This is a genomic window from Castellaniella sp. (assembly GCF_034007085.1).
In the GTDB taxonomy this organism is placed as follows: Bacteria; Pseudomonadota; Gammaproteobacteria; order Burkholderiales; family Burkholderiaceae_B; genus Castellaniella.
In genome coordinates this window covers 1-16,538 of the sequence record NZ_JAVERO010000042.1, presented here as the reverse complement: position 1 = coordinate 16,538, position 16,538 = coordinate 1, and the positions used below count along the sequence as shown (strand labels likewise).

At 65.7% G+C, this 16,538-nt stretch carries 19 protein-coding genes and 1 pseudogene; 1 reads left to right on the top strand and 19 read right to left on the bottom strand.

Annotated elements, in window-relative coordinates; genetic code table 11:
* Nucleotides 1-34: 34 nt before the first annotated feature.
* The 19 genes from RBR29_RS05805 to RBR29_RS05715 all read right to left on the bottom strand — a co-directional run bounded on the left by RBR29_RS05805 (nucleotide 35) and on the right by RBR29_RS05715 (nucleotide 14,768).
* Nucleotides 35-403, bottom strand: coding sequence for a histidine triad nucleotide-binding protein (locus RBR29_RS05805; RefSeq protein ID WP_320348017.1), 369 nt, complete (start codon nucleotides 401-403; stop codon nucleotides 35-37).
* A gap of 147 nt (nucleotides 404-550) precedes the next feature.
* Complete coding sequence (locus RBR29_RS05800; protein WP_320348016.1) at nucleotides 551-895, bottom strand: phosphoribosyl-ATP diphosphatase; 345 nt, start codon at nucleotides 893-895, stop codon at nucleotides 551-553.
* Nucleotides 896-949: 54 nt separating this feature from the next.
* Nucleotides 950-1,408 carry a phosphoribosyl-AMP cyclohydrolase gene (gene hisI / locus RBR29_RS05795; protein WP_320348015.1) on the bottom strand — a complete coding sequence of 153 codons (459 nt, stop codon included), beginning with the start codon at nucleotides 1,406-1,408 and terminating at the stop codon, nucleotides 950-952.
* On the bottom strand, nucleotides 1,405-2,238 hold the full coding sequence (gene hisF / locus RBR29_RS05790; RefSeq protein ID WP_320348014.1) for an imidazole glycerol phosphate synthase subunit HisF: 834 nt from the start codon (nucleotides 2,236-2,238) through the stop codon (nucleotides 1,405-1,407). The genes hisI and hisF overlap by 4 nt, the downstream gene beginning before the upstream one ends.
* On the bottom strand, nucleotides 2,235-3,005 hold the full coding sequence (hisA, locus tag RBR29_RS05785) for a 1-(5-phosphoribosyl)-5-[(5-phosphoribosylamino)methylideneamino]imidazole-4-carboxamide isomerase (RefSeq protein WP_320348013.1): 771 nt from the start codon (nucleotides 3,003-3,005) through the stop codon (nucleotides 2,235-2,237). Before hisA ends, hisF begins: the two co-directional genes overlap by 4 nt.
* Nucleotides 3,006-3,055: 50 nt before the next feature.
* Nucleotides 3,056-3,700 (bottom strand): imidazole glycerol phosphate synthase subunit HisH, encoded by a 645-nt coding sequence (gene hisH / locus RBR29_RS05780; protein WP_320348012.1) that lies wholly within the window; start codon nucleotides 3,698-3,700, stop codon nucleotides 3,056-3,058.
* Between the two features lie 34 nt (nucleotides 3,701-3,734).
* The gene (gene hisB, locus RBR29_RS05775; protein WP_320348020.1) at nucleotides 3,735-4,322 is read right to left on the bottom strand and encodes an imidazoleglycerol-phosphate dehydratase HisB; all 588 of its coding nucleotides are present in this window, start codon (nucleotides 4,320-4,322) and stop codon (nucleotides 3,735-3,737) included.
* 59 nt (nucleotides 4,323-4,381) lie between these two features.
* Entirely contained in the window at nucleotides 4,382-5,689 is a 1,308-nt protein-coding gene (gene hisD, locus RBR29_RS05770) for a histidinol dehydrogenase (protein ID WP_320348011.1), read from the bottom strand.
* A 37-nt stretch (nucleotides 5,690-5,726) separates the two neighbouring features.
* Nucleotides 5,727-6,392, bottom strand: coding sequence for an ATP phosphoribosyltransferase (gene hisG, locus RBR29_RS05765; protein ID WP_320348010.1), 666 nt, complete (start codon nucleotides 6,390-6,392; stop codon nucleotides 5,727-5,729).
* Nucleotides 6,393-6,400: 8 nt separating this feature from the next.
* The gene (gene murA, locus RBR29_RS05760) at nucleotides 6,401-7,654 is read right to left on the bottom strand and encodes a UDP-N-acetylglucosamine 1-carboxyvinyltransferase (RefSeq protein ID WP_320348009.1); all 1,254 of its coding nucleotides are present in this window, start codon (nucleotides 7,652-7,654) and stop codon (nucleotides 6,401-6,403) included.
* Nucleotides 7,647-7,898 (bottom strand): BolA family protein, encoded by a 252-nt coding sequence (locus RBR29_RS05755; protein ID WP_320348008.1) that lies wholly within the window; start codon nucleotides 7,896-7,898, stop codon nucleotides 7,647-7,649. Before RBR29_RS05755 ends, murA begins: the two co-directional genes overlap by 8 nt.
* 3 nt (nucleotides 7,899-7,901) lie before the next feature.
* Nucleotides 7,902-8,660 carry an ABC transporter permease gene (locus tag RBR29_RS05750; protein WP_320348019.1) on the bottom strand — a complete coding sequence of 253 codons (759 nt, stop codon included), beginning with the start codon at nucleotides 8,658-8,660 and terminating at the stop codon, nucleotides 7,902-7,904.
* 29 nt (nucleotides 8,661-8,689) lie between these two features.
* Nucleotides 8,690-9,481, bottom strand: a complete 792-nt coding sequence (locus RBR29_RS05745; RefSeq protein ID WP_320348007.1) for an ABC transporter ATP-binding protein — start codon at nucleotides 9,479-9,481, stop codon at nucleotides 8,690-8,692.
* A gap of 162 nt (nucleotides 9,482-9,643) precedes the next feature.
* Nucleotides 9,644-10,843: an ATP-binding protein gene (locus RBR29_RS05740; protein ID WP_320348006.1), complete on the bottom strand. Its 1,200-nt coding sequence runs from the start codon at nucleotides 10,841-10,843 to the stop codon at nucleotides 9,644-9,646.
* A 141-nt stretch (nucleotides 10,844-10,984) separates the two neighbouring features.
* On the bottom strand, nucleotides 10,985-11,632 hold the full coding sequence (locus RBR29_RS05735) for an ABC transporter substrate-binding protein (protein ID WP_320348005.1): 648 nt from the start codon (nucleotides 11,630-11,632) through the stop codon (nucleotides 10,985-10,987).
* A 75-nt stretch (nucleotides 11,633-11,707) separates the two neighbouring features.
* Nucleotides 11,708-12,457 carry a VacJ family lipoprotein gene (locus tag RBR29_RS05730; RefSeq protein ID WP_320348018.1) on the bottom strand — a complete coding sequence of 250 codons (750 nt, stop codon included), beginning with the start codon at nucleotides 12,455-12,457 and terminating at the stop codon, nucleotides 11,708-11,710.
* 157 nt (nucleotides 12,458-12,614) lie between these two features.
* Nucleotides 12,615-13,118, bottom strand: a complete 504-nt coding sequence (gene mlaD, locus RBR29_RS05725) for an outer membrane lipid asymmetry maintenance protein MlaD (protein ID WP_320348004.1) — start codon at nucleotides 13,116-13,118, stop codon at nucleotides 12,615-12,617.
* Nucleotides 13,119-13,155: 37 nt separating this feature from the next.
* Complete coding sequence (mlaE, locus tag RBR29_RS05720; protein ID WP_320348003.1) at nucleotides 13,156-13,944, bottom strand: lipid asymmetry maintenance ABC transporter permease subunit MlaE; 789 nt, start codon at nucleotides 13,942-13,944, stop codon at nucleotides 13,156-13,158.
* A complete protein-coding gene (locus tag RBR29_RS05715) occupies nucleotides 13,941-14,768 on the bottom strand; it encodes an ABC transporter ATP-binding protein (protein WP_320348002.1) in 828 nt (275 codons plus the stop codon). The genes mlaE and RBR29_RS05715 overlap by 4 nt, the downstream gene beginning before the upstream one ends.
* 362 nt (nucleotides 14,769-15,130) lie before the next feature.
* Here RBR29_RS05715 and RBR29_RS05710 point away from each other — a divergent pair.
* Nucleotides 15,131-16,538, top strand: a pseudogene (locus tag RBR29_RS05710) (glutamate synthase subunit alpha); the annotation flags it as partial.

Genomic DNA, 16,538 nt, shown 5'->3' with positions numbered 1-16,538 from the left:
AGTTCCAGATGCTGAAACTACCCATGAGAACTCCTTAAGCGGCGGGGGCCGCACGGTTGGACCAGGGGCGTTCACCCCCCAGAATATGGAAATGCAGATGGTCGATTTCCTGGCCGCCTTCGGTGCCGGTATTGGCCACCAGACGGAAACCCCCGGCCGGCATGGGATTGCAGCCGTTGGCGAAGGCGATCTTGGGGACCAGGGCCAGCAGGCGGGCCAGCCAGTCGGCATCGGCGGGGCCGATGTCGGCCAGGGACGCGACATGATGTTTGGGAATCAGCAGCAGATGCACGGGCGCCGCCGGGTTGATGTCGTGGAAGGCGAGGAATTCGTCGTCTTCGTGGACAATGCGGGCGGGGATTTCGTGCCGGGCGATTTTACAGAATAGACAATCGTGGCTCATGGAGAATCGGTGAAGCGAGGGCCGGACATCGGCTTGATCAATGTTGTATGTTGCCACATTTTAGGCAGGGTCGGTTTGATCGATCGTGGCAGGTGTTGACCTGGGCCAGCCTGGCGGCAGGGTGGGCCCGGACTGCCTGGCGTTTGTTCAATCCTTTGGGCGGGATGCTTTTTCTGCCAGCCCGGACAGGCCTTCACGGCGGGCCAGTTCGGCCAGCACGTCTTCGGGGCGCAGGTCGAAGTGTGTCAGGGCAACCAGACAGTGGAACCACAGGTCGGCGGTTTCGGCGACGATGCGTTCGCGGGTGCCGTCCTTGGCGGCCATGACCAGTTCGGTGGCTTCTTCGCCGATCTTTTTCAGAAAGGCATCCGGGCCGCGTGCCAGCAGCTTGGCGGTATAGGACGTTTGTGGGTCGCCGCCACGGTCGGGGCGGCGTGTGGCCAGCGTGTCAGCCAGCCGGGCCAGGAGGTCGGCGTTAGAAGCAATCGTCATGCGAGGCAATCCGTGATCGAGGGGCGCCGGGCGCAATCGGCCTGGCGCGGGGGTTCAGTGGTCGTGCGGGTGCGGGTGGCTGTAGATGGACGCGGGATCCTTGAGCACCGGATCCTGCACGACCCAGGTCGGCGCGTCGCCGTTCTGGTCCAGGCTGCGGTAAAAGCAGCGTTCGCGCCCGGTATGGCAGGCAATGCCACCGACCTGGGTGATTTTCAGCAGCAGCACGTCGCCGTCACAGTCCAGGCGGATGTCGTGAACCTGCTGGATGTGGCCGGATTCCTCGCCCTTGCGCCACAGACGGGCGCGTGAGCGCGAGAAATACACGGCGCGGCCAGTGCGCACGGTTTCGCGGATGGCTTCGGCATTCATCCAGGCCACCATCAGCACGGTGCCGGTTTGCGCATCCTGGGCGATGGCCGGGATCAGGCCCTGTTCATCAAAATGCAGGGCCGAGAGCCAGTCATCCGGGGTGCCGGAGACGGTCTGCGCAGAGGGACTGGTGGGGGTCATGCGAGCGCCCGTGCGGGAACGGCCGGGCGCACCGGGATACCCTGGGCGGCCAGGTAGGCCTTGGCCTCGGCCAGGGTGTGCTGGCCGAAATGGAAGATGCTGGCGGCCAGCACGGCGCTGGCGTGGCCCTGGAGGATGCCGTCGGCCAGGTGCTGCAGGGTGCCGACACCGCCCGAGGCGATCACGGGCACCGGCACGGCGTCCGCGACCGCGCGAGTCAGTTCCAGGTCGAAGCCGGCTTTGGTGCCGTCGCGGTCCATGCTGGTCAGCAGCAGTTCGCCCGCGCCCAGGTCGGCCATGCGGCGTGCCCATTGCACGGCGTCCAGCCCGGTGGCGTGGCGTCCGCCGTGGGTGAAGATTTCCCAGCGGGGGGCTTCGTCCGTGCCCGACACGCGGCGGGCGTCCAGTGCCACGACGATGCATTGCGAGCCGTGATGGCGGGCGGCCTCGGCCACGAGTTCGGGGCGGGCAACCGCCGCGCTGTTGATCGAGACCTTGTCGGCGCCGGCGTCCAGCAGGCGCTGCACATCGGCGACCTGGCGCACGCCGCCGCCGACCGTCAGGGGGATGAAGACCTGGCGCGCGACGGCCTCGATGATGGGCAGGATCAGGTCACGGTCGTCGGACGTGGCCGTGATGTCCAGGAAGGTGAGTTCGTCGGCACCCTGCTCGTCGTAGCGGCGGGCGATTTCCACCGGGTCGCCGGCATCGGCCAGGTTGACGAAGTTCACGCCCTTGACCACCCGTCCGGCATTGACGTCCAGGCAGGGGATGATGCGGCGGCACAGGCCTGATGGGGCCTGGCTGGTCGGGGTGGCGTCCGGGTTCATGTTTCAGTGTCCTCGTCGTCTTCGGCGACGGCGGTCAGTTCGTCGGCCAGTGTCTGGGCGGCGGCAAAGTCCAGCGTGCCTTCGTACAGGCTGCGGCCCAGGATGACGCCGTCCACGCCTTCCGGGGCGACATCGCACAGGGCGCGGATGTCGTCCAGCGAGGCAACGCCGCCCGAGGCGATGACCGGGATGCGCACATGCTGCGCCAGGCGCACGGTGGCCTCGATGTTGACGCCCGAGAGCATGCCGTCGCGGCCGATGTCGGTGTAGATGATGGATTCGCAGCCGTAGTCTTCGAATTTGCGGGCCAGGTCCAGCACGTCATGGCGGGTCAGCTTGGACCAGCCGTCGGTGGCGATCTTGCCGTCGCGTGCGTCCAGGCCGACGATGATGTGGCCGGGGAAGGCCGAACAGGCGTCGCTGAGGAAGCCCGGGTCCTTGACGGCGGCCGTGCCGATGATTACGTAGGAAATGCCGTGGTCCAGATAGTATTCGACCGTGTCCAGGTCGCGGATGCCGCCGCCGATCTGCACGGGGATGGATTCATCCACCGTGTCCACGATGGCCTGGATGGCGGCGCGGTTGCGCGGTTTGCCGGCCACGGCGCCGTTCAGGTCCACCAGGTGCAGGCGGCGTGCGCCCTGGTCGGCCCATTGGGCGGCCATGGCGGCGGGGTCTTCGGAAAACACGGTGGCCTGGTTCAGGTCGCCCTGGCGCAGGCGCACGCAATGCCCGTCTTTGAGGTCGATGGCGGGGATGAGCAGCATGATCGTCGTGGTCGGTGCGGAAAGAATGCAGTGCCGGGAGCCGGGCGGTTTCAGGGCTGCCAGCGGGTGAAGTTGCGGTACATCTGCAGCCCGGGGGCCGCGCTCTTTTCTGGATGGAACTGTACGGCAAAAATATTGCTGTCTGCAATGGCGCAGCAGAACGGCAGGCCATGGTGGCTGATGCCGGCCGTCAGCCCGGGGTCGGCCGGCTCGGCGTAATAACTGTGGACAAAATAGAAAGGCGTGTCCTGGGCGATGCCTTGCCAGAGCGGATGGGCGCGGGTCTGGGTGACGGCATTCCAGCCCATGTGGGGGACTTTCAGCCGGGTGCCGTCGCTGGCCGGGTGATCGAAAGCCGGTCCCTGGAAGCGGCGCACGCGGCCGGCAAACAGGCCCAGGCCGGGGGTGTTGCCTTCGTCGCTGACGTCGAACAGCATCTGTTCGCCGACACACACGCCCAGCAGCGGCTTTTCGCGTGCGGCCCGCAGCACGGCATCGCGCAAGCCCGACGTGATCAGTGTCTGCATGCAGTCGGGCATGGCGCCCTGGCCGGGGAATACGATGCGGTCGGCGGCTTCGATGGCAGCGGCGCTGCGGGCGATGCGGATGTCGTGGTCGGGGGCAGCGGCTTGCAGTGCGCGGGCGACGGAATGGAAGTTGCCCATGCCATAGTCGACGATGGCGATGCGGGTCACGATATAGCGGTCCTGGGCCGGTCTGCGGGGTGGATCACAGGGTGCCCTTGGTCGAGGGGATGGCGCCCCCGGCGCGCGGGTCGATTTCAGTGGCCATGCGCAGCGCCCGGCCAAAGGCTTTGAAGATCGTTTCGCACTGGTGGTGGGCATTGTCCCCGCGCAGATTGTCGATGTGCACGGTCGCCAGGGCGTGATTGACGAAGCCCTGGAAGAATTCGCGCGCCAGATCGACGTCGAAGGTGCCGATGCGCGCCCGGGCGTAATCCACGAAATAGAACAGGCCGGGCCGGCCGGACAGGTCCACCACCACGCGCGACAGGGATTCGTCCAGCGGCACGTAGGCGTGGCCATAGCGGCGCAGGCCGGCCTTGTCGCCGACGGCGGCGGCAAAGGCCTGGCCCAGGGCGATGCCGACGTCCTCGACACTGTGGTGGTCGTCGATATGGGTGTCGCCGTCACAGTGGATGTCCAGATCGAACAGGCCGTGGCGCGCGATCTGGTCCAGCATGTGGTCCAGGAAGGGCACGCCGGTGTTCAGGCTGCGGGTGCCGGTGCCGTCCAGCTTGATGCTGACGCGGATGCGGGTTTCCTGGGTGTTGCGTTCGATGGAGGCAGTGCGCATGGACATGGGTACGTGATCGGTGGGGGCCGCCCGGCCTGGTGGAGGCCGGGCGGTCGGGGTCAGGACTGTGCGTCCAGGCGCAGCGAGGCGCTGGCCGCGTGGGCGTGCAGGCCTTCGCCGGTGGCCAGGGTGGCGGCGATGCGGCCCAGGGTCTGGGCGCCATCGTGCGAGACCTGGATCAGGCTGCTGCGTTTCTGGAAATCATACACGCCCAGCGGCGAGGAAAAGCGCGCCGTGCGCGCGGTGGGCAGCACGTGGTTGGGCCCGGCACAGTAATCGCCCAGGGATTCGGAACTGTAGGCCCCCAGGAAGATCGCGCCGGCGTGGCGGATCAGGGGCAGCAGGGCCTGCGGGTCGCGGGTGGAGATTTCCAGGTGTTCTGGCGCGATGCGGTTGACGATGTCGCAGGCCTGTTCCAGGCTGTCGGTGCGGATCAGCGCGCCCCGGTTGGCCAGGCTGACGCGCAGGATGTCGGCGCGCGGCTGGGCCGGCAGCAGGCGTTCGATGGCGGCCTGGATGGCGTCCAGATAGTCGCTGTCCGGGCACAGCAGGATGGCCTGGGCGAGTTCGTCGTGTTCGGCCTGGGAAAACAGGTCGATGGCCAGCCAGTCGGCCGGGGTACTGCCGTCGGCCACGATCAGGATTTCGGACGGGCCGGCGATCATGTCGATGCCCACCGTGCCGAATACCCGGCGCTTGGCGGCCGCGACGTAGGCATTGCCCGGCCCGACGATCTTGTCCACGGCGGGCAGCGTCTGCGTGCCGTAGGCCAGGCCGCCCACGGCCTGGGCCCCGCCGATGGCGAACACACGGTCCACCCCGCCCAGGGCGGCGGCGGCCAGCACCATGGGGTTGCGCGTGCCGCCGGGCGTGGGGGTGACCATGATCAGTTCCGGCACGCCCGCGACCTTGGCCGGGATGGCGTTCATCAGCACCGAGGACGGGTAGGCGGCCTTGCCGCCCGGCACGTACAGGCCGACCCGGTCCAGCGGGGTGACCTGCTGGCCCAGCATCGTGCCGTCGGGTTCCGTGTAGGTCCAGGTTTCGGCGCGCTGGTGTTCGTGATAGCGGCGTACGCGGTCGGCGGCGGCTTCCAGGGCGGCGCGCTGGTCGGCCGGCAGGCCGTCCAGGGCCGCCTGCCAGTCGGCGCGGGGGATTTCGAGCGCCGCCAGGCGGTCGGCCTGGACATGATCGAAGCGTGCCGTGTAATCCAGGATTGCCGCATCGCCGCGCGTCTGCACGTCGTGCAGGATGTCGCGCACGGCGGCCTCGATGGCCTCGTCCTGCGAGGCATCGTAGGCCAGCAATCGGGTCAGGGCCGCATCGAAATCGGCGGCGCGGGCATCCAGGCGGTTGATCAGGGGCATGGCGAAAACCGGAATATGAAGGGTCTATCTTACCGTGTCACGTCGTGCTGGTGGCCGCGCGGCGGAAAGCCGCCAGGAACGGCTGCAGGTGCTCGCCCTTCATCTTGAGCGCGGCCTGGTTGATGATCAGGCGCGAGGAAATCTGGCGGATTTCCTCGACTTCGACCAGGCGGTTGGCGCGCAGCGTGCCGCCCGAGGACACCAGATCGACGATGGCGTCGGCCAAGCCCACCAGGGGCGCGAGTTCCATCGAGCCGTACAGCTTGATGATGTCCACGTGGACCCCTTTGGCAGCGAAGTGCTCGCGCGCAGCGCGCACATATTTGGTGGCGATGCGCAGGCGCGAACCCTGGCGCACGGCGGCCTGGTAGTCGAAGCCTTCGGGGGCGGCCACGCACAGGCGGCAGCGGGCGATATTCAGGTCGATGGGCTGGTACAGGCCGCCGGGGTGCTGCGCCATGTGCTCGTACAGCACGTCCTTGCCGGCAATGCCGAAATCCGCCGCCCCGTACTGGACATAGGTCGGCACGTCGGACGCGCGCACGATGATGATGCGCAGCGCGTCCGAATCCGTGGGCAGGATCAGCTTGCGCGAGGATTCCGGGTTTTCCGGCACGCCTACGCCGGCGGACGCCAGCAGCGGCAGGGTTTCTTCGAAGATGCGTCCCTTGGACAGGGCCAGGGTCAGGGGGGATGGAGCCATGTCGCCTTTTATTGGATGCGTTGGATGTCCGCGCCCAGCGCCTGGAGCTTGTGTTCCATGCGTTCGTAGCCGCGGTCCAGGTGATAGATGCGTTCGACGGTGGTCTGGCCGCTGGCCGCCAGACCGGCGATCACCAGGCTGGCCGAGGCGCGCAGGTCGGTGGCCATGACAGTGGCCCCCAGCAGTTGCTCGACCCCCTGGACCACGGCGGTGTGGCCGTCGATCTCGATGTCGGCGCCCATGCGGTGCAGTTCCTGCACGTGCATGTAGCGGTTCTCGAAAATGCTTTCGGTGATGACGGCGGTGCCCTCGGCCAGGGTGTTCAGGGCCATCAGCTGGGCCTGCATGTCGGTCGGAAAACCCGGGTATTCGCTGGTGCGAAAGCCTGTCGCACGGGGCCGGCCGGTCATGCGGGCGCGGATCCAGTCCGGTCCGGTGGTGATGTCCAGGCCAGCGTCGCGCAGCTTGTCCAGCACGGCGCCCAGGGTGTCAGGGTCCACCTGGCGCAGCGTGATGTCGCCGCCGGTGGCGGCCACGGCGCACAGAAAGGTGCCGGCCTCGATGCGGTCGGGCACGATGCGGTGGCTGGCGCCGTGCAGGCGCTCCACCCCTTCGATGACGATGCGGTCGGTGCCGTGGCCCTCGATGTGTGCGCCCATGGCGATCAGGACATTGGCCAGATCGATGATTTCGGGTTCGCAGGCAGCATTTTCCAGCACGGTGCGGCCTTCGGCCAGGGTGGCGGCCATCAGCAGGTTTTCCGTGCCGGTCACGGTGACCATGTCGGTCAGGATATTGGCGCCGCGCAGACGGGCGGCCTCGGCCACGACGAAGCCGTGTTCGATGTGGATGCGCGCGCCCATGGCTGCCAGGCCCTTGATGTGCTGATCCACTGGACGCTGGCCGATGGCGCAGCCGCCCGGCAGGCTGACCCGGGCCTGGCCGAAGCGCGCCAGCAGCGGCCCCAGCACCAGAATGGACGCCCGCATGGTCTTGACCAGTTCGTAGGGGGCTTCCTGGCTGGTCACCTGATCGGCCTGGAGGCGGACATGGGATTCGGCGCCGCGTTCGGCGCGCACGCCCATGCGCTGCAGCAGGGTCAGGGTGGTACCGATGTCCCGCAGGGCGGGGACATTGTCCAGTTCCAGGGGGTCAGCGGTCAGCAGGGATGCGCACAGGATCGGCAGGGCGGCGTTCTTGGCCCCCGAGATGGCGATTTCGCCGTGCAGCGGGCGGCCGCCCTGGATCAGCAGTTTATCCATTGGTTTTGGTGGTTTCGTATTCGGATGGAGTCAGGGTGCGCATCGACAGGGCGTGGATTTCGGCGCGCATGCGATCGCCCAGGGCCTGGTAGACCACCTGGTGGCGGGCCAGGGTGCGCTTGCCTTCGAAGGCGGAACTGACGATCAGGGCCTCGAAATGCGCCCCGTCGCCGGTGACTTCGAGGTGCTCGCAGGGCAGATTGTCGGCAATGTACTGGCGGACGTGATCGGGGGTGGGGGACATGGTTCAGCTCCGTAGTTTGTAGCCGCGCGCCAGCAGGCGCAGGGCGAACAGGCTCAGGGCCAGGGCGACGGCCAGCACGATGGCCAGCCCGCGCCAGGGGGACACGTCGGACGTGGCGAAAAAACCGTAGCGAAAGCCGTCGATCATGTAGAACACCGGGTTCCAGCGCGAGATGGCCTGCCAGAAAGGCGGCAGGCTGTGGATCGAGTAGAACACACCCGACAGAAAGGTGGCCGGCAGGATCAGGAAATTCTGGAAGGCGGCCAGCTGGTCGAATTTTTCGGACCACAGGCCGGCGATCAGGCCCAGCACCCCCAGGATCCAGCACGACAGCACCGCGAAAGCCAGCAGCCACAGCGGGGCGGCGACCGGCAGGCGCACGAAGCACAGCGCCACCAGCCAGATACAGGCGCCCACGAGCAGCCCGCGCGCGACGGCGGCCAGAATGTAGGCCGCGAAGATCTGGCGGTGGGAAAACGGCGGCAGCAGCACGAAGATCAGATTGCCAGTGATGCGGCTCTGGATCAGGGACGAGGACGGATTCGCGAAGCTGTTTTGCAGCATGCTCATCATCATCAGCCCGGGGATCAGGAAGGCGGTGTAGGCAATCGAGCCGTACACCTGCACGCGGTCTTCCAGTACATGGGAAAAGATCAGCAGGTACAGCAGCGCCGTGACCACCGGGGCGGCAATGGTCTGCATGCCGACTTTCCAGAAGCGCATCAGTTCTTTGTGCAGCAGGGTCGGAAAGCCCGAACCCATCGCCGGGCGGGCCTGGGTGACGGGGCGGATCACAGTTCGGCCTCCAGGACGGCATCGTCGTGCATGATGCGCACGAAAGCGTCTTCCAGGTCGGTGCCGCCGACTTTCGCCATCAGCGCCTGGGTGGTGTCCAGCGCCACGATCTGGCCGGATTTCAGCATCGCCACGCGGCCACACAGGGCTTCGGCTTCTTCCAGGTAGTGGGTGGTCAGCAGAATCGTGTGTCCGGCCTGGTTCAGGCGCGTGATGAAATCCCACAGCGTGCGGCGCAGGTCCACGTCCACCCCGGCCGTGGGTTCGTCCAGGATGATCACGGGCGGGCGGTGTACCAGGGCCTGGGCCACCAGCACGCGGCGTTTCATGCCGCCCGACAGTTCGCGCATATTGGCTTCGGCCTTGTCCAGCAACCCCAGATTGTCCAGGATTTCGTCGATCCAGTCGTCATTGTGGCCCAGGCCGAAATACCCGGATTGCAGCCGCAGTGTTTCGCGCACGGTAAAAAAGGGGTCGTAGACGATTTCCTGGGGCACGACGCCCAGCGACTGGCGGGCGCGGCGAAAATCGCTGACCACATCGTAGCCGCAGACCCGGGCGCTGCCCTGGGTGGCGTGGGACAGCCCCGCCAGGATGGAGATCAGCGAGGTCTTGCCTGCCCCATTGGGGCCCAGCAGGCCGAAGAATTCACCACGTTCGACCGTCAGGCTGACGTCGCGCAGGGCCTGAAAACCTGTGGGTGCGGCTTGGCCGCTCAGGCGTTCGCGCCAGGATCGCTGGCGCGGGGCATAGATTTTGGAAACGTGTTGCAGATCGAGGGCGGGCATGGACGGGCGATGCGACTCTGGAATGGGCGCCATCGGCCATTATAAGCGCTTGCTTTTTCAAGGCCGCCGGGGCTGAGGCGGATGTCAGGGGTGCGGAATGATGGAGTTTATCGAAGTTATCCGATTTAAATAATATCCATAACTTTTCAGGTCGACGAGCGGCTATTCGACGGCTTGGCGCTCGGGAGGCTCGGGCATGATGCGCAGCATGAACTCGTCAAAGAGCGGGACGGTGAAGGCGGTGTCGCCATGGGTCGGGCTCCAGACCATCCCTTTTTGAATGAGCGAGCTTCGTGTCGGACCCAGGGATTGAACACTGCGGCCCAGTTGTTCGGCGATGTCTCCGGATCGGTGAGGACCGGTGCCCAGTGCTGCCATGGCGCGGAGATAGTTTTTTTCAGCGGGTGTCAGGCGATCGAATCTGACGCGAAAGAAGCTTTCGTCCAGTGCGGCGACCGCGAGTTGGGATGCGGAGTTCACGTCATCCAGCGTGATGGGGCTGGCTGCGGCAGCATCCCAGGCCTGTTTGCCCCATTCCTGCAGGAAATAAGGATAGCCATGGGTATGCTCGATGATGCGTTCCACCGCCTCGTCCGTGATCTCGGCGCCTTCCTTGCGACAGGGCACTTCGATGGCAAGACGTGCATCCCCGTGTTCGAGTTGGCCGATCATGGGGAAGTCGAACAACCGCTCGGCATAGGATTTCGCATTGCCCATCCGGCCGCGCAATTGCGGCAACCCGGCGCCAACCAGGGCAATGGGCAGAGAATCCTGGGCGCATCGGTGCAGTGACGTGATCAGGGCGGCCATTTGCGGTTCTGGTACGTACTGCAGTTCGTCGATGAACAGAATCAATGCGGTATCGGCTGCCTGGGCGGCGAGGCCTGCCTGGTTCAACAGTGCGGTCAGGTCTCTTTCCAGATCGCCGTTGTCGGCCAGACCGGGTTCGGCTTCGAAATCAAGGCCCACCTCGATATCGTGGTAGGTGATCTTGAGCTTGCCGACGAACCCTGCCAGTGCGCGCAGTGCTCGAACGGCCTTGTCCTTGGCTGCATCGATCTGGGACAGAGCCAGCAGGGAAAGGCGCAGTTCAGGCGCAAGCATGGCGGGCAAGGAGCGGCCTTCTGGCGCTTCGATCCGGATGGTGCGCATCCCGGCGCGTTCGGTTTCGCGCCGCATCTGGTCAAGCAGTACGGTTTTACCGACGCCACGCAAGCCCACCAGCATGATGCTTTTGGCCGGGCGGCCCAGGCGGACACGAGCCGTGGCGATGCGGACTTGTTCGCGTACGGCATCCCGGCCAGCCAGTTCCGGCGGTGGCGTACCTGCCCCGGGGGAAAATGGGTTGAGAATAGGATCCATGGGGAAATATAGCGAAATTATGAATATTATGATTGTCTTATAACTTCCATAATTTCGTTATAGCATGGACGACTCTGGCTTGTTTACCCACGCGTGGGCGCATCCAGCGCGCGGGACGCGCCGGATCCAGGCCAGACCATCTTACTGTTTCGCGTTCAGCGCTGCGATCAGCCCGTCGATGCCGCTGCGGCTGATTTCGGTGGCGAACTGGTTGCGGTAGTTCTGGATCAGCCAGATGCCTTCCACATTCAGGTCGTAGACCTTCCAGCCGGCGTCCGTCTGTTCCAGGCGGTAGTCCACCCCGACCGGCGGGCTGTTCTGTTGCGAGATCGTGGTGCGCACCACGGCGTCATTTGCCTGGAGGTCGCCCCGGAACGGCAGCAGCGTGATTGCCGTGTCGGCGGTGACTTTGGTGAACGCCCCGCTGTAGGTGCGGATCAGCGTCCCCGTGAATGCCTGGACCAGCGCATCCCGCTGGGCCGCCGTGGCCTGGCGCCAGTGGCGTCCCGCCGCCAGGCGGGTGGTCTTGTTCATGTCCACATAGGGCATTGCGTAGCGGCGCACCAGGTCGGCGATGTGGGTGGGGTCGCCCTGCAACGCCTTGGGGTCGGCCTTGACTGCGTCCAGCATGTTGTTGGCCACGGCGCCGAGGAAATCGTTCGGCGCCGCCTTGGGGTCTACCGTGCGTTCGGCGGCACCCACGGCGGTGGTTGCCAGGCCCAGCGCGACGCCCAAAAGACATGGGGCGATTGCACGGCGCAGGATCTGGAGGAAAGCAGGAAAAAGCATGGTTGTCTCCGTGTGGCGCCCGCCCGCATGGCACGGGTGGGCGGTGCCCGGACCGGGATGCCGTCCCGGGCAGGTTCAGTGTGCGGGTTCGTCCGGATCCTCGTAGACCGGCAGGTTTGAATCGGCCGGGGATGCCGTGCGATCCAGATCGTCTGCCGTCGAGGCGCGGGCACCCTGCTGACGGCTGTCCAGCATGGCCTTGCGGCGCTGCAGGTAAGCGTCGCGGATGAAGCTGTATTTGTCGAGGGCGATCTGGTCCACCAGGCGGTCGGCTTCCAGCAGATTGGCGCGGGTGTCCACGATGTACAGTCCCAGGACGGAATTGCGCACCGGCACATTGTCGATGGCAAAGACGGCTGCAGTCGGTGTTGCGGGGGCCGCCAGGGTAACGGCCGTGCCGACCCCGTCGCGCACGGTGCTGGGGCCCAGGAAGGGCAGGACAAAATACGGTCCCTGGCCAAAGCCCCAGACACCCAGCGTCATGCCGAAGTCGTTGGGGATCTTGCGCGCCCCGTGCATCGAGGCGATGTCGATGCAGCCGCCCAGGCCCGCCGTGCTGTTGAACAGCACCCGGCCGAACGTATCCACGAAATCGCGGCCCCGGCCCTGCAGCAGGCTGTTGATGCCGGACCAGACGTCGCCCAGATTGCTGAAGATGTTGTGGATGCAGGTACGCACCGGGCGTGGCGTGACGGTCTCATAGCCCGTGGCGATGGGCTTGAGCACGGCACGGTCCACGGTGTCATTGAAGCGGTACATGCTGCGGTTGTAGGATTCCCAGGGGTCGTTGGGCGAGGGATGCGGCACTTGCGCGCAGCCGACCATCAGGGCGGCGGCAGCCAGGGCCAGTCCGGTGCGGGCCGTGATGTGCCGGGCTGGTGGCGTGGCCGGCGTCGGGGAAGTGGGCATCATGTCGTGTCTCGTGCGGTCGATGTCTTGTTGGGGCTGGTGCAGCGTTGCCCATGGATTGTCAGGGAATGGATCAATGGCTGGCTGCGGGTGCGGCGGCCCCGGCACCCGGGCCCGTTCCTTCTTTTTCAGCCGAACTGTAGAGGAATTTGCTGATCAGGTCTTCCAGCACGACGGCGGATTGCGTGAATTCGATCGTGTCGCCGTCGGCCAGGTTCTGCTCGTCTCCGCCAGGCGTCAGGCCAATGTATTGTTCGCCCAGCAGGCCCGAGGTCAGGATCGAGGCCGAGGTGTCCTTCGGGAAGACGTAGGACTGTTCCAGGTCCAGCATGACGGTCGCCTGGAAGCGCTGGTTGTCAAAGCCGATGGCGGCGACCCGGCCGACCACCACGCCGCTGCTCTTGATCGGCGCGCGGACCTTCAGCCCGCCGACATTGTCGAAATGGGCCTGCACCCGATAGGTGGGGGTGAAGGTAAAAGAGCTCATGTTGCCGGCGCGCAATGCCAGGAACACCAGGGCGATCAGGCCCAGCAGGATGAACAGGCCGACCCAGAAATCGGTTTTTTCTCGTGTCATGAATTCGTTCCGCAGGTTTCGATTGGCGAACAGGCCCCTAGTGGGCGAACATCAGTGCCGTCAGCAGGAAATCCAGCCCCAGTACCGCCAGGGCGCCGCTGACCACAGTGCGTGTGGTGGCGCGCGAGACGCCTTCCGGGGTGGCCCGCGCCGTCCAGCCCTGATAGAGGGCGATCAGGGTCACGACCACACCGAAGACCAGACTTTTGATCACGCCGTTGAGCACGTCGTCGATCACGTCCACGCCGTCTTGCATCTGCGACCAGAAGGCGCCTGGATCGATGCCGATCAGCATCACACCCACGAACCAGCCGCCCAGGACGCCGACCATGGAGAACACCGCCGCCAGGACCGGCATGGCGATCACGCCGCCCCAGAAACGCGGCGCCAGGACGCGGCGGATCGGGTCCACGGCCATGACTTCCATGGCCGAGATCTGTTCGCCGGCTTTCATCAGGCCGATTTCTGCGGTCAGCGACGTGCCGGCACGTCCGGCAAACAGCAGCGCCGTCACCACCGGCCCCAGTTCCCGTGTCAGCGACAGCGCCACCAGCAGGCCCAGGGCTTCTTCCGAGCCATAGCGGTTCAGCGTGTAATAGCCCTGCAGGCCCAGCACGAAGCCCACGAACAGGCCCGAGACCCCGATGATCAGCAGGGAATAGTTGCCGATGAAGTGGACTTGCTGGGCCGTCAGGCGTGGCCGGCGCAGCACCACGCCACTGCGTGCCAGGATGGCGCCGAACAGGCGGGCGAAAGCGCCCAGGCCGGTGATCATGGAGACGAAGCCGTGCCCCAGTGCGGCGATGCGTTGCGAGAGCGCGTTCATGTGCGTGCGGCCTTCCGGGTGGACAGCCAGCGTTCGAAGGCCGGCGTCAGGGGGTAGTGGAAACCGATCGGGCCGTCGGGCCGGCCTTGCAGGAACTGCTGCAGGTAGTCGTCCTGGGAACTGGACAGTTCGGCGGGCGTGCCCTGGGCGATGAGCCGGCCCTGGCCGATCAGGTAGACCCGATCGGCGATAGCGAAGGATTCGGCCACGTCGTGCGTGATGAGGATCGAAGCGCAGCCCAGCTGGTCCGTCATCGTGCGGATCAGCTGGGCCGTGATGCCCAGGGAAATCGGGTCCAGGCCGGCGAAGGGTTCGTCGTACAGGATCAGTTCCGGTTCCAGCACGATGGCGCGCGCCAGGGCCACGCGCCGCGCCATGCCGCCGGAAATCTCTGACACGCGCAGATGGGCGGCGTGCCGCAGGCCCACGGCCTGGAGCTTGTCCAGCACCCGTTCCAGGATCTGCTGTTCGGAAATGTGCGTGTGTTCGCGCAGCGGGAAGGCCACGTTTTCGAACACGTTCAGGTCGGTGAACAGGGCTCCGCCCTGGAACAGCACGCCCATCCGCTGGCGCACGGCCCGCAGCGGTTCGCCGTCCAGGTGGGCCATGTCCTGGCCGAACACGTGGATGCGGCCCGCCTGCGCGGTCAGTTGGCCGGTGACGGCCCGCAGCAGCGTCGTCTTGCCCGAACCCGAGCCGCCCATCATGGCCACGACCTGGCCCGGCATGACGCGCAGGTCCATGCCGCGCAGCACGGTGAAGTCGCCGTAGCCGAGCGAAACGCCATCGAATGTGACAAGAGGGTTGGGGGGTGAGTCGGTCATCTGAAGCAGGGCGGCCGATTAGGTTTGATATGGATTGTACCCGGCTTGCCCAGGACATCAGGGGTGACCAAGCGAGAATATCGGTGGATCGATCAGCCGCGCAGGCCTTTGCGGGGGGTGCGCAGTAAAAAAATCCTGGCCCTCAGTGGCGGGGCGCAGCCAGATTCCTGACAGGGATCCTGATCTTGTTTGTTTGTTTTCAGATTTCTTGATCCGTCCCTTGTTTTTGATGCCGAAAGACATCGTGCTTGAAAATAGGGACGGATCAATGGGCTGTCCTATTGTCTCTCGCAATCCGAGGCAGTAATTTGCACCTTCTGCCGTCTGCAACGGCATCCGTACCCCGCCTCGCGAGTTTCATCATGACCCACCCCGTCTCCTGTCCCCCCGGCCTGCCGGCCCCCCAGGGTCTGTACCGTCCCGAACAAGAACACGATGCCTGCGGTGTCGGCTTCGTCGCCCACATCCAGGGCCACAAAAGCCACGCCATCATTCAGCAGGCCCTGAAGATCCTGGAAAACCTGGATCACCGGGGGGCAGTCGGCGCCGATGAACTGATGGGCGATGGCGCGGGCATCCTGATCCAGATCCCCGACCAGCTCTACCGCGAGGAAATGGCTGCCCAGGGCGTCACCCTGCCGCAGCCGGACGACTATGGCGTGGCGATGGTGTTCCTGCCCAAGGAAACCGCCTCGCGCCTGGCCTGTGAGCGCGAACTGGAACGCGCCGTGCGCGACGAAGGCCAGGTCGTGCTCGGCTGGCGCGACGTGCCCATTGACAGCGATATGCAGATGTCGCCCGCCGTGCGCGCCTGCGAGCCCGTCATCCGCCAGCTGTTCATCGGCCGTGGGCACGACATCATGGTGCCCGATGCCCTGGAGCGCAAACTCTACGTCATCCGCAAGACGGCCAGCCACGCCATCCAGCGCATGCAGCTTGCGCACGGGCAGGAATATTTCGTGCCTTCGATCTCGGTGCGCACGGTGGTCTACAAGGGCCTGCTGCTGGCCAGCCAGGTGGGCCTGTATTACCGCGACCTGGCCGATTCCCGCGCCGTGTCGGCCCTGGCCCTGGTGCACCAGCGCTTTTCCACCAACACCTTCCCGGCCTGGCCGCTGGCGCATCCCTATCGCATGATTGCCCACAACGGCGAGATCAACACCGTCAAGGGCAATTTCAACTGGCTGCGCGCCCGCGAAGGCACGATGCGTTCTGCCGTGCTGGGCGAGGACCTGGCCAAGCTGTATCCCATCGTCTACGAAGGGCAGTCCGATACGGCGACCTTCGACAACTGTCTGGAACTGCTGGTCATGTCGGGCTATTCGCTGGCCCATGCCATGATGATCATGATTCCCGAAGCCTGGGAACAGCATGCCGACATGGATGATTCGCGGCGGGCCTTCTACGAATACCACGCGGCCCTGATGGAGCCCTGGGACGGCCCGGCCGCCGTGGCTTTCACCGACGGTCGCCAGATCGGCGCCACGCTGGATCGCAATGGCCTGCGTCCGGCGCGCTACCTGATCACCGACGACAATATGGTGGTCCTGGCGTCCGAGGCCGGCACGCTGCCGATCCCGGAACACCGCATCGTCAAGAAATGGCGCCTGCAGCCTGGCCGCATGCTGCTGATCGACCTGCAGCAGGGCCGCATCATCGAGGACGAGGAAATCAAGTCCCAGCTGGCCAATGCGCATCCCTACCCGCAGTGGATCGAGCGCCTGCGCCTGAAGCTGGACGATCTGCCCGCCCTGAAGGCCGACGATCTGC